12 protein-coding genes are annotated in these 11,361 nt (G+C 68.4%); all 12 read right to left on the bottom strand.

Annotated elements, in window-relative coordinates:
- Window positions 1–181: 181 nt before the first annotated feature.
- Window positions 182–1,234: a LacI family DNA-binding transcriptional regulator gene (locus VB080_RS05780; RefSeq protein ID WP_323417487.1), complete on the bottom strand. Its 1,053-nt coding sequence runs from the start codon at window positions 1,232–1,234 to the stop codon at window positions 182–184.
- The gene (locus VB080_RS05775) at window positions 1,234–2,565 is read right to left on the bottom strand and encodes a glycoside hydrolase family 13 protein (protein ID WP_323417486.1); all 1,332 of its coding nucleotides are present in this window, start codon (window positions 2,563–2,565) and stop codon (window positions 1,234–1,236) included. The genes VB080_RS05780 and VB080_RS05775 overlap by 1 nt, the downstream gene beginning before the upstream one ends.
- On the bottom strand, window positions 2,566–3,381 hold the full coding sequence (locus tag VB080_RS05770; protein ID WP_323417485.1) for a carbohydrate ABC transporter permease: 816 nt from the start codon (window positions 3,379–3,381) through the stop codon (window positions 2,566–2,568).
- Window positions 3,378–4,325: a sugar ABC transporter permease gene (locus tag VB080_RS05765; RefSeq protein ID WP_323417484.1), complete on the bottom strand. Its 948-nt coding sequence runs from the start codon at window positions 4,323–4,325 to the stop codon at window positions 3,378–3,380. The genes VB080_RS05770 and VB080_RS05765 overlap by 4 nt, the downstream gene beginning before the upstream one ends.
- 12 nt (window positions 4,326–4,337) lie before the next feature.
- A complete protein-coding gene (locus VB080_RS05760) occupies window positions 4,338–5,657 on the bottom strand; it encodes an ABC transporter substrate-binding protein (RefSeq protein ID WP_323417483.1) in 1,320 nt (439 codons plus the stop codon).
- Between the two features lie 11 nt (window positions 5,658–5,668).
- Window positions 5,669–7,393, bottom strand: coding sequence for a glycoside hydrolase family 13 protein (locus tag VB080_RS05755; protein ID WP_323417482.1), 1,725 nt, complete (start codon window positions 7,391–7,393; stop codon window positions 5,669–5,671).
- Window positions 7,394–7,580: 187 nt separating this feature from the next.
- A complete protein-coding gene (locus VB080_RS16050) occupies window positions 7,581–8,546 on the bottom strand; it encodes a DUF86 domain-containing protein (protein WP_416339606.1) in 966 nt (321 codons plus the stop codon).
- Window positions 8,547–8,590: 44 nt separating this feature from the next.
- Complete coding sequence (locus VB080_RS05750; protein WP_323417481.1) at window positions 8,591–9,064, bottom strand: nucleotidyltransferase domain-containing protein; 474 nt, start codon at window positions 9,062–9,064, stop codon at window positions 8,591–8,593.
- 159 nt (window positions 9,065–9,223) lie between these two features.
- Window positions 9,224–9,490, bottom strand: a complete 267-nt coding sequence (locus tag VB080_RS05745) for a Txe/YoeB family addiction module toxin (protein WP_323417480.1) — start codon at window positions 9,488–9,490, stop codon at window positions 9,224–9,226.
- Window positions 9,487–9,729, bottom strand: a complete 243-nt coding sequence (locus VB080_RS05740) for a type II toxin-antitoxin system Phd/YefM family antitoxin (RefSeq protein ID WP_323417479.1) — start codon at window positions 9,727–9,729, stop codon at window positions 9,487–9,489. Before VB080_RS05740 ends, VB080_RS05745 begins: the two co-directional genes overlap by 4 nt.
- A 31-nt stretch (window positions 9,730–9,760) precedes the next feature.
- The gene (locus VB080_RS05735; RefSeq protein WP_323417478.1) at window positions 9,761–10,030 is read right to left on the bottom strand and encodes a hypothetical protein; all 270 of its coding nucleotides are present in this window, start codon (window positions 10,028–10,030) and stop codon (window positions 9,761–9,763) included.
- Window positions 10,031–10,093: 63 nt separating this feature from the next.
- Window positions 10,094–11,347, bottom strand: a complete 1,254-nt coding sequence (locus VB080_RS05730) for an ATP-binding protein (RefSeq protein WP_323417477.1) — start codon at window positions 11,345–11,347, stop codon at window positions 10,094–10,096.
- Between the last annotated feature and the right edge of the window lie 14 nt (window positions 11,348–11,361).

Raw genomic sequence — 11,361 nt, 5'->3', positions numbered from 1 at the left:
GCTCTAGTGACGTGATCCTGCATCTCGATGCTGCTGGGCCGCGGCCCGACAGGCCGCTGAGACATCGAGGTGCAGAATCGCGTCACCTGCGACGACCTGTCACCGTGCCAGCGGCAGGTTCTGTCACCTCGATGCTTCTCGTTGGCCCAGATGGGGATACCCGGAGCCGGTGGCAGCGGCGTCAGCCCTGCCGCGGCGCGGGCCCGGTGGACTCCCGCAGCAGCAGAGTGGTCGCCAGCCGCTGCTGGTGGGTGGACACGGTGGCGTCCCCGGCGATCGCCTCCACTAGGTACTCGGCGGCGAGACGTCCCTTGGTGGCGATCGGCTGGCGGATGGTGGTCAGGGTCGGGGTGGTCCAGCTGGCCTCGGTGAGGTCGTCGAACCCGGAGACCGACAGCTGGGTGGGCACCTCCACCCCAGCCTCGCGGGCGGCGTCGAGGATGCCGAAGGCGATGATGTCGCTGAAGGCAACCATGGCGGTCGGCGGCTCCTTCTGATCCCACAGGGCGCGGAAGGCGGTGACGCCACCGGCGCGGGTGCAGGGCACCTCGATGATCCCGATGCCCTCGCTCTCGGGGCCGAGATCCGCGGTGGCGAGGCCGTCGATCGCACCCTGCATGCGGCGCTGGACGGGGCCCTTCCAGTGCCGGTAGCCGCCGGCGGTGTCGGTCTCGATGGCGACGAAGGCGATCCTGCGGTGCCCCTGCGCCAACAGGTATTCGACGAGTTCGCGGATGCCCTGGCTGTCGTCGACCTCGACCGAGGGAACGTCCTGGTGCCACTCGCTGTCGACCAGGACGAACGGGATCCCGCGTTGCCGCAGCGCCTTCACCTCGCCACGGTCGTACTCCAGGCCGCTGACGATGAAGCCGTCGACCGCCGCGTACGGGATCGCCTTCAGCATCGAGCCGCGCAGCGGCGGAGCGAGCAGTAGGGTGAAGCCCTCCCGCTGGCAGGTCTGTCCGATGCCCTGCAGGAACTGGGTGTAGTAGGGGTTCTCCAGTACTTTGTCGAGCTGCTGGGGGAGCAGCAGCCCGAGGCTGTCGGTGCGGTGGGTGCGCAGCATCCGCGCGGTCGGATCCTGGGTGTAGCCCAGTTCCTCGGCTGCGCGGAGGATGTTCTTGCAGGTTGCTTCGGAGAGCTTCTTGGGGTCGTTGAATGCCAGCGACACCGCTGATTTGGAGACGTTCGCCAGCGTGGCGACGTCCTTCATCGTTGCCCGCCGAGCCGCCATCACCGGGCCTCGAGGATCACGGCGTCACGGGCGTCCAGCCGGTGCGGGCCGGCCAGGAACCGGGCCAGCTCCGGGTGGCCGGCCGGGTCGAGGACGACACCGTCGCCGCGGTGCACGACCACCGCTACGGAGTTGTCGCCGAGGGTGCGCATGAGCAGGACTGTATCGGGGTCCAGCGCGCTGACCTGCTGGTTTCCGCGGCGCAGTGCCGGTGTCGCCGCCCGCCTGGCCGACAGCGCCCGGATGCCGGCCAGCAGCGACGGCGTCCACCTGGCCTCCTCCCACACCATGGCGGCCCGGCAACCGGGGTCGTTGTCACCCCGCATCCCCACCTCGTCGCCGTAGTAGAGCATCGGAGCGCCCTCGGCGCCGAACAGCAGGGTGAAGGCCAGCAGGGTGGCGGCATCGTCCCCACCGTGCCGGGTGAGCACCCGCTCGGTGTCGTGGCTGCCGAGCAGGTTGAGCATGCCACGGTGGTAGCCCTCCGGGATCCGCCCGCGGAGGGCATTCATGCCGTCCGCGAAGCCGTGGGCATCGATGCTGTGGTCCGCGGTGAAGCCGAGGACGAGGTCGCGCAGGGTGTAGTTCATGGTGCCGTCGGCGATGTCGCCCTGCAGCCACTCGGCGGGGTCGCGCCATTCCTCGGCGATGATGCAGAGGTCGTTACCGAGCCCCTTGACGATGCTGCGGAACTCCCGCCAGAAGGTGTGGTTGATGAAGTAGGGGACGTCCAGCCGCCAGCCGTCGATGCCCTGCTCGATCCAGTACCGGGCAACCTGGAAGTGGTGGTCGCGCACCTCGGGGTTGTAGGCGTTCCACTTCGGCAGATACCAGCAGCCCGAGCAGGTGCGGTAGTTCGGTTCGGGCCGGGTGACGACCGGGAAGCCCTCGACCGAGAACCAGTTCACGTAGCGGGAATCGGCCTCGTGCTCGATCACGTCCTGGAAGGCCCAGTGGCCCTCGCCGCAGTGGTTGAGGACGGCGTCCAGCACCACCCGGATGCTGCGGGCGTGGCAGGCGGCGAGCAGCCGCTGGAACGCCGCGAGGTCCCCGAGCCGGTGGTCGATGGTGAAGTAGTCGACCGCGTCGTAGCGGTGGTTGGTGCGCGCCTCGAAGATCGGCGTCAGGTAGAGGGCGTTGACCCCCAGGGAGGTGAGGTGGTCGAGGTGGTCGATGATGCCCTGCAGGTCGCCGCCGAAGAAGTTCTCCCGGGTGGGTTTGGCGTCCCACGGCACCACGTCGGGCGGGTCGAGGGCAGGGTCGCCGTTGGCAAAGCGTTCAAGGAAGATCTGGTAGAAGACGGCGTCAGCCAGCCAGTCGGGTGCGGTCATTCAGTCCTTCAATCCGGTCGAGGCGATCCCGCGCACCAGGGCGCGCTGGAAGAACAGGAAGACGACGATGCTGGGCACCGTGGCGGTGAGGGTGCCGGCCATCAGGTAGTTCCAGGAGGTGCCGTAGCGTCCGACGAAGGAGTTCAGACCGATCTGGATCGTCCGCATGTCGTCGTTGTTGGTCACCAGCAGCGGCCAGAGGAAGTCGTTCCAGGCGAACAGGAAACTGAAGATCGCCAGCGTGGCGAACGCCGGCGTTGACAGGGGAACCACGATCCGGAAGAAGGTTCCGGCGCGGCTGCAGCCGTCGATCCTGGCGGCCTCCTCCAGTTCGGTCGGGATGGTGGCGAAGTACTGCCGCAGCAGGACGATGCCGAAGACGTCGGCCAACCGGGGCACGATCAGCGCAGCCTGGGTGTCGATCCAGCCGAGGTCGGCAACGATCGTGAACGCCGGGATGATCGTGACGAAGGTGGGCACCATCAGCCCGCCGAGCAGGATCACGAACAGCGTGTTGCGCAGCGGGAAGCGCAGCCGCGCGAAGGCGTAGGCGGCCAGGGCGTCGAACACCAGGTGCCCGGCGACGATCCCGGCGGCCATGATCGCGCTGTTGAGGTAGTACTGGGCGAACGGGGCTGCCGTCCAGGCCTTGGCGTAGTTCTCCCAATGCCACGAGGTGGGCAGGATCGAGGTGTTGGTGTAGGTCTCGGCCCGGGTCTGCAGCGAGGTGGTGAACATCCACAAGAAGGGCACCACGACCACGACCGACCCGGCGATCAGGGCAAGGTGCCGTCCGATCCGTCCGCCGCGGGTCATCGGTCGCCGCCTTCGGCGCCGCCCAGCTTCCACTGCACGAGGGTGACGCCCAGCACGAGGAAGAGGGTGACGAAGGCGATCGCGGTGCCGTAGCCGAAGTCGCCGAGCCGGAACGCCTCGCGGTACATGAACATCCCCAGCACCTCGGTGCCGCCGCGCGGCCCGCCCTCGGTGAACACGTAGACCAGGTCGAAGGCCTGGAAACTGGTGATCAGCGCCTGAACGACCACGAAGAAGGTCATCGGCGACAACAACGGGACGGTGAGGTGGCGCAGCTGTTGCCAGCCGGAGGCGCCGTCGAGTTGGGCGGCCTCGTAGATGCTGTGCGGCAGCGACTGCAGGGCGGTGAGGTAGAGGACGGCGTTGAAACCGATGTTCTTCCACACCGTCAGCAGGGTGAGCGCACCGAGCGCCAGCCAGCGGTCCTGCAGCCAGTCGGGGCCCTGGATGCCAACCTGGGCGAGCAGGGCGTTGACGAAGCCCGCCGGATCGAGCATGTAGCGCCACACGATCGCCGCGGCCACCGAGGATGTGACCACTGGCAGGAAGTAGATGGTGCGGTAGATCCCCAGGCCGCGCAACGGCGCGTCCAGCAGCAGAGCGACCGCCAGGCCGCTGACCACGCTCAGCACGCACACCCCGGCGGCGTACAGCACGGTGACCAGCAGGCTGTTCCAGAACTCGGGGTCCTGGGCGAGCCGCAGGTAGTTCTCCAGCCCGACGAACTGCTTCACCGGGTCGAAGCCGTTCCAGGAGGTCAGGCTGATCTGGCCGGCGGCGACGATCGGGTAGAAGACGAAGACGCCGAGGACCACCACCGCAGGGGCGAGGAACACCGCTGCGGTGACCAGCTGGTCACGGTCGTAACGCTGACGGGCCCGGGGACGGCGACGGCCGTCCGGGAGACCGGCTCCCGGACGGACCGTCGTCTGCAGACTGCTCACGAGCCGGGCGCCTCAGCCCTGCGCGATCACGTCGTTGACCGCCTTCTCGGCGACCGCGAGGGCCTCGTCGACGCTTGCCTCCCCGGCGAACGCCTTCTCGACCTGCTGGGCGAAGGCCAGCGAGATCTTCGGGTACAGCGGGGTGTTCGGACGGGCGTGGGCGTCGGCCATCTGCTCAACATAGGGCAGCAGCCGCGGTTCGGTGCTGTTGACCCAGTCGAGGTAGGTACTGGAGGTCGCCACCGAGTTGGTGACCGGCAGCATGCCGGTGGTTTCGCTCCACTTGGTCACCTGCTCGGGGGCGAGGAACCAGGCCAGGAAGTCTGCGGCGGCCTTGGCGTTCGCGTCGGAGTTGTTGAACACCATCGCCTGCTCGCCGCCCAGGTTGGTGGCGGGCTTGCCGTCGCTGGGGTAGGGAGCCTTCGCGACGCCGAAGTCGAACGGTGGGTCGGGTGCCCAGATGCCGACCATCCACGAGCCCTCCTGGGCCGAGCCGCCCTGGCCCTTCTCGAACTCGCCCCACTTGCCGTAGGGGGAGGTGCCGGACGTGATCAGGTCGACCCAGAACTGCAGCGCCTTCTTGCCCGCCGGGGTGTTGAAGGCGGCCGCGGAGTTATCCGGGGTGAGGAACTCGCCGCCGGCCTGCCAGAGGTTGACCTGGAAGTTCCAGGTCAGGCCCTCGCCGTTGTCACCGGCCTGGGTGAACAGGTCGTAGCCCGGCTTGCCGGTCTTCTCGGTGATCTGCTTGGCGTCGGCCAGCAGTTCCTCCCAGGTCGTCGGCGGCTTGGCGGGGTCGAGCCCGGCCTGTGTGAACAGCGTCTTGTTGTACATGTAGGCGAGGTTGTTGGCCGACACCGGGACGGAGACCTGCGAGCCGCCGATGGTGCCGAAGCTGGTCAGCGCCGGGTTGACGTCGGCCAGGACGTCCGCTGGCAGCAGACCCTTGAGGTCGGCCAGGGCGCCGATCTGGTTGATCTGCGGCACCCACACCAGGTCGCCGATGGCGATGTCAGGCAGGGTCTTCGAGCTGGCCGAGGCGCGCAGTTTGGTCAGGAAGTCGGCGTTGGGGATCATCGAGGTGTTGATCGTGATCCCCGGGTGCGCGGCGGTGTACTCCTTGGCCATGGCCTCGAAGGTGTCGGCGTTGGCGCCGTCCCAGTAGTGCCAGATGGTGATCTCGGCGGGGGCAGCCGCCGACGTGGCGGGTGCGCCGGAACCGGTGTCCGCCGACGGGGACGTGGGCGTGCTGCTGGCGCCGGACGGGCCGGCGCAGCCTGCGAGCGCGATCAGGCCTGCCATGCCGAGCGCGGCAAGCCGGGAGTGACGATGCATCACTGTTCCTTTCAGGAGGTTTGGCGCTGGTCGTTGCGCCGGTTGGTGGTGGTGTCCGAAGACGGGAACTGGAACCAGTTCGTGCTGTTGGCCGGGAGGACGGAGTCGTCCGCGACGGGTTCGGTGCAGAGCACCCGCTGGCCCAGCGGCCAGGACGGGGGAACTTCGCGGGGGTGGTCGGTGAGGTTGACCACGCAGGCGCCCTGCCCGCGGGTGAAGGCGAGCAGGCCGCCGGTGGCGTCGTCCAGCCAGCGCAGCGTGGCGTCCGGGCCGAACAGGGTGCGGCGGTGGTGCAGCAACTGCCGGTACACCGTCAGGGTCGAGGCGGGATCGTCCTGCTGGGCATCGCGGGCGTAGCCGGCGAACCAGGCGGGCTGGGGCAGCCAGGGCGGCGCCGAGGCAGGCGGGCTGAAGCCGAGACTGGGGCCGGTGGAGGTCCAGGGGAGGGGCACCCGGCAGCCGTCCCGTCCCAGTTCGGTGCCGCCGGAGCGTAGCCAGATCGGATCCTGCCGGGCCTCGTCGGCCAGGTCGAGCACCTCGGGCAGGCCCAGTTCCTCGCCCTGGTAGAGGAAGGCCGCGCCGGGCAGAGCCAGCAGCAGCCCGGCGGCCGCCCGGGCGCGGGTGGTGCCCAGCTGCAGGTCCACCGGTCCGCGTCGGCGAGCAGCGGAGATCATGTCGGTGGGCGGCGGCACCTCGAGCGATTGCTGCTGCCCGTACCGGGTGGCGGTGCGGTGCACGTCGTGGTTGGCCAGCGCCCAGGCGGGTGCCCGTCCGGCGACCTGCAGGCCGGTGTTGATCGCCGCCCGGAGCCGGCCGGCGTCCCAGGGCTGGACCAGCAGGCCGAAGTCGAAGGCCTGGTGCAGTTCGTCCGGGCGCAGGTAGGCGCCCAGCAGCTGCTGGGACGGCAGCCAGACCTCGCCGACCAGGTACTTCGGCGGGTCGTAGGAGTCGCCGAGGGCCCGCCAGGCGCGGTAGATCTCGTGGACCTCGGGCTGGTCCCACATCGCGTGGTTGTGGCCGCCGCCCGCGTGGTCGGGCAGTTCGGCGGCCTTGACCATGCCGTGGGCGACGTCGATCCGGAAACCGTCGACACCGCGGTCGTACCAGAACCGCAGGACAGCGGAGAACTCGGCGGCGACCTCGGGATTGCGCCAGTCGAAGTCCGGCTGGGAAGGGTCGAAGGCGTGGAAGTACCACTGGCCGGGCCGTCCGTCCGGCTCGGTGACCCGGGTCCAGGCCGGCCCGCCGAAGACGCTCTCCCAGTTGTTCGGGGGCAGTTCGCCCGTGGTGCCGCGGCCGTCCCGGAAGAGGAACCGGGCACGTTCCCGGCTGCCCGGCGCCGACGTGAGGGCGGCCTGGAACCACCGATGCTGGCTCGAGCAGTGGTTCGCGACCATGTCCATCAGTACCCGCAGACCCAGGTCGTGCGCCTGGGTCACCAGCGCGTCGAAGTCGGCGAGGGTGCCGTAGGTCGGGTCGATCGCCCGGTAGTCGGAGATGTCGTAGCCGTGGTCGCGCTGGGGAGAGGCGTAGCAGGGGTTCAGCCAGATCGCGTCACAGCCCAGGTCGGCGATCTGGGCAAGGGATTCCCGCAGCCCGGCCAGGTCGCCGACGCCGTCGCCGTCGCTGTCGCGGAACGACCGCAGGTACACCTGATAGACGACGGCGTCGCCGCCCAGGAGCGGGTTCGGGGTGGCGTTCCGGAGGTTGCCGGGTGCCGGTGACGTGAGGGTCATGGTCTCCTCGTGCTGACTGCTCTGTCGTGAGAATCATCCAGTGGACTGTTTACTGGATCGATCCAACAGCAGCGGGGCGCTGGTGTCAAGGGCTGGCTGGTGGAATACCGGAGGTGACAGGACTACGCGCGCTTGTCCCTCCTCTGGTCTTGGCGGGTGAAGCCGCTGATCCAGGACAGGGACTCCGTCATGCGCACGTAGGCACGCCCGGCGTCCGGGGTACCCACACGCGAGACCAGCGACTCCGAGCGGCCGGGTCTGGGACGCAGCCACCTGGGCGTCCAGTTTGGGCCATCCGGGAAGGCATTGGCCGGTCGCACAATCCGGTTCCCCGAGGCTGTTCGAGGGGAATGCTCCCTCGGCTGGCCATCCTGAACCGGTTTCTGCAGAACACACGCACTTCGGCATGGACGTGTCGGCAACTCGCCCGCTGCAGAAGCACGCTGTCGCGGTGTCCCGTCGGTTCTATGGAGCCGGCCCGGCTTCTGGGACAGTGCTGGGCCTCTGGCGGGCGCTCAGCATCGCCCCCACGCGTCGCGGGGTAGTTCGAACCTGTCGGCCCCACGTTTGAGGTGCTCGAAGAGCTCCGGCGGGTCGTGGCCGTAGAGCCGACCGCTACCCAAAACCGTGGCGAGTTCGCCCAGCAGGCGGGCGCGCATGGCATCTCGTCGGTGGCGGCATCCGCTTTTGTGCAACGAAATTCCCGCCGGGGCGCATCGGGTGCACGGGCCATCGGGGTCAGGCCGGAAAGAGCTGATGGCCAGTCGTCGTCGCGTCGATTGAGCTGTGGGGGACGTGGTGAGCGCGGGGCGGTGCCGACGTGCTGGTCGTCAGGCTTTGCCAGTCTCTGCGGCGAGGGTCGTTCAGACCCGCTGAAGCTGCTTGCCAGTGCATTTCGCCAGGTCGCCAGATCCTGCTTGAGGGTGGCCCATGTGATGTCGCGGTCTATCTGGTCGTACTGGTGGACGAGCCAGTTCCGGTTTGCGACGGCGTCGAACCACTTGACCCCAGCGGGAGGAGCCGCGCCGGCTCGGTCGAGTCTGTTCGCCGCTTCGCCGATCTTCATCATCAGCGAGCCGCCAGCCTCCTGCCGCAGCGGGTCGTTGTTGTAGGCGTCGCGGCCGGTCTCGGCGATCTCGGGGGCGCGTAGCAATCACTCGCGTAGGTGGAGAAACTCCTTCGTGGCCCGCCGATCCATCACAGCAGTACCGCCTCTCGCAGAATGTCGTCGTCGATGCCCGGCTTCAGTCCGCCGTAGGTGATCAGGTCGACTGGGCGCCCTAGCACCGCCTCGAAGAGATCCTGCAGTGAGCGCATGCCTGAGATCGACGTGCCGGCAGGCTGTCGGACGAGCAGGTCGATGTCGGAGTCCAGGCGTGCCTGGTGGCGCGCGACCGAGCCGAACACTGCCAGTTCGGTGAACCCCCGCGTCTCGGCCAGGATGCGGAGGAGCGGTGCGGCCGCCTTCAACAAGGCTTCGGGGTGCACGTCCTTCAGGATCAGAGCGGCCTTCAGTCGCTGACTGACCGCCGGCTGGCTCACGCCGAGCTCGGCTGCGATATCTCGTTGGCTCATTCCGGACGCGACCATAGCCCGCAGCGCGAGCACGCGGCGTAGCCGTGCGACATCCTCGCTGTGGCGCGCAGCCCGGTACTCGGCAACCAGGGTCATAAGTAGACCTTATTGCACGGCCAACAAGGGGTCATGCGATGGCCGTGGCATAGTAAATTTCGAAAAGTTGAGCACCCCTCACGGGCGGCGAATCGGCTCGCTCCGAGGTCGCTGCCCGCCCCTCCGGCCCCGGCCTACCAGGGAGCCTTTGGCTCCGGTTCACTCGTAGTGGGTCCACATACGCAGGACGTGGACGGTGTGTTCCTCGGCGATCACTTCGTAGACGAGGCGGTGCTGGATGTTGATCCGCCGGGAGTAGCACCCGGCCAGGTCGCCGACCAACTTCTCGTAGCGAGGCGGATTCACGAACGGGTCTTCGTCGATGATGGCCAGGAGTTCCTGGGCTTTCGGCTTCAGCCCGGAGGAGGCGAGCTTCCTGGCGTCCTTCTGGGCCGCCTTCGAGTACACCAACCGCCAGGTGGTCACCAGTCGAGTTCCTCCGAGCCCTCATCGAGCCCCTCGGCGCGTGCCTGCCGGATCGACTCGGTGAAGCCTGGGACGTTCGCCAGGAACAGCGTCTCCTGAATGGCGCGCCAGTCATCCTCGCCGACCAGCACGGCGTTGCCTCGCTGACCGGTGATGGTCAGCGGCTCGGACTCCTCGTTGACCTGGTCGATCAGGCGATACAGGTTCGCGCGAGCAGCGGTCGCACTCACAGCAGTCATGTCCCGGCACCTCCCCGACTATCGTACGTGATCACGTACGAGAACCCAAGGTGGCGGCGGGTCTGTGGTGCTCAACCTCTTGCGAAGCAGGGGAGAGGATCGCTGCAGTCCATCGCATGATGTGGGCGGCGTGCCGCCAGGTCAGGCTGTCGGTGTTCGGCCGGTCCTGTGCGACGCGGTTGAGCACGTCCTCGACGAGCTCGGCGTGGCCCGACACGCGGCCGACTGCGGCCTTGTTGGGCAACTGGGCGTCGATGTCGGCGCGACGTTCCTTCTCGTACTCGGTCAGCCTCGTGTGCATCGGGACGACCTTGACGACCTCCGGCTGGACGCCGACGGCGCGGTTGCCCTCGGTCCGGCACGGTCATGGCGCGAGGGAGGTGATCGGCGCGACGTGCACTCCGTCGCTTCGTTGGCCGGCGGCGCCGGTTGCGGTGATCACGACGAGCGCTGCGGGTTCGCCCTGAGTTGCCACGTCGACGCGTTCGGAGAACTTCAGAAGGTTCGCCGCCGCGGCGTCGACATCATTCTGGCTCATCTTGACTTCGAAGGCCGCCCACGTGCCTCCTGGGAGGCTGACGATGGCGTCGACCTCGTTCCCCTCGGCGTCCCGCCAGGTGTCCACTCGTCCGCCGAGGACCTGGGAGTAGATCCTGAGGTCGCGGACGACGAGAGCCTCGAAGTGGAACCCGGCAGCCTTGAGGTCGGCCAATAGATCGCGGCTGCCGACACCGAGGGCGGTGGTCGCGATTGAGGGGTCGACAAAGTACCTGGTCGGCGTGGTCCGCAGTCGGGTCCGCGACCGCATGTGTGGCTGCCAGGCCGCGGAATCGTCGAGCAGTCGGAGCCGGTCGAGTGCATCCAGGTGGCTGTAGATCGTCGGTGCGGCCACCGGGCCTCGGTCTCCTCCCGCATCAGCTGCCAGCGCGCGGGTTGCGGGGCTCTGCGCCACGAACCGCCCCAGCGACGCCAGGACGCGCTCGAGGGTCCGTGGGTCTCGACGTCCCACGAAGGACGGGATGTCGACCTCGATGATCTGACGCAGGTAGCCCTGCAGCCACTCGCGGGCGTCCGTTTCGCCTGCGTCCAGCAGGTCCGGCCACCCTCCGATGACGATCCGCTCCATGAGGTCGGGCACCGTCAGGCCGTTGTCAGTTCCGAGTTGCCGCTGGCCCTCCATCAGTGCGGTCAGCGAGACCTGCCCGGTCGAGTGCCCGGACTCGAACAGGCTCATCGGGCGCATCCGCAGGACGCCGATACGACCGGCGCCGGAGTGGCGGTTCACGTCATCGCGGGGCGTCGCCGATCCGGTGAGCAAGTACAGGCCTCGCCCGCGGTTCGAGTTGTCAACAGCCCGCCGCACCCGGTTCCACAGCGCAGGGGTCGCCTGCCACTCATCGAAAAGGATCGGCGTCGGACGGTCGAACAGCCAGTCAGGGTTGAGATCGACCGATGCCTGCGCGGTGGGGTCGCCGGCCATGTCGAACGTCGTGGTGGCTGCCCGTGAGGCGGTCGCGGTCTTCCCGCACGCCTTCGGGCCCTCGACCAGCACCGCCCCGACCGCGCGCATCTTCGCAGCCAACTCGCCGTCCGCGACCCGGGGCCGATACTCAACCATGGCTAGACCTTACA

The organism is Propionicimonas sp. (genome assembly GCF_034927565.1).
Classification (GTDB): Bacteria; Actinomycetota; Actinomycetes; order Propionibacteriales; family Propionibacteriaceae; genus Propionicimonas.
This window is presented reverse-complemented; position numbering and strand designations above follow the sequence as displayed.

What these genes read in the sequence shown, in the direction of transcription:
- VB080_RS05780 (WP_323417487.1), bottom strand. Translation starts at nt 1,234, where the DNA reads ATGGCGGCTCGGCGGGCAACGATGAAGGACGTCGCCACGCTGGCGAAC.
- VB080_RS05775 (WP_323417486.1), bottom strand. Translation starts at nt 2,565, where the DNA reads ATGACCGCACCCGACTGGCTGGCTGACGCCGTCTTCTACCAGATCTTC.
- VB080_RS05770 (WP_323417485.1), bottom strand. Translation starts at nt 3,381, where the DNA reads ATGACCCGCGGCGGACGGATCGGACGGCACCTTGCCCTGATCGCCGGG.
- VB080_RS05760 (WP_323417483.1), bottom strand. Translation starts at nt 5,657, where the DNA reads ATGCATCGTCACTCCCGGCTTGCCGCGCTCGGCATGGCAGGCCTGATC.
- VB080_RS05755 (WP_323417482.1), bottom strand. Translation starts at nt 7,393, where the DNA reads ATGACCCTCACGTCACCGGCACCCGGCAACCTCCGGAACGCCACCCCG.
- VB080_RS05750 (WP_323417481.1), bottom strand. Translation starts at nt 9,064, where the DNA reads ATGACCCTGGTTGCCGAGTACCGGGCTGCGCGCCACAGCGAGGATGTC.
- VB080_RS05740 (WP_323417479.1), bottom strand. Translation starts at nt 9,729, where the DNA reads ATGACTGCTGTGAGTGCGACCGCTGCTCGCGCGAACCTGTATCGCCTG.
- VB080_RS05735 (WP_323417478.1), bottom strand. Translation starts at nt 10,030, where the DNA reads ATGCACACGAGGCTGACCGAGTACGAGAAGGAACGTCGCGCCGACATC.
- VB080_RS05730 (WP_323417477.1), bottom strand. Translation starts at nt 11,347, where the DNA reads ATGGTTGAGTATCGGCCCCGGGTCGCGGACGGCGAGTTGGCTGCGAAG.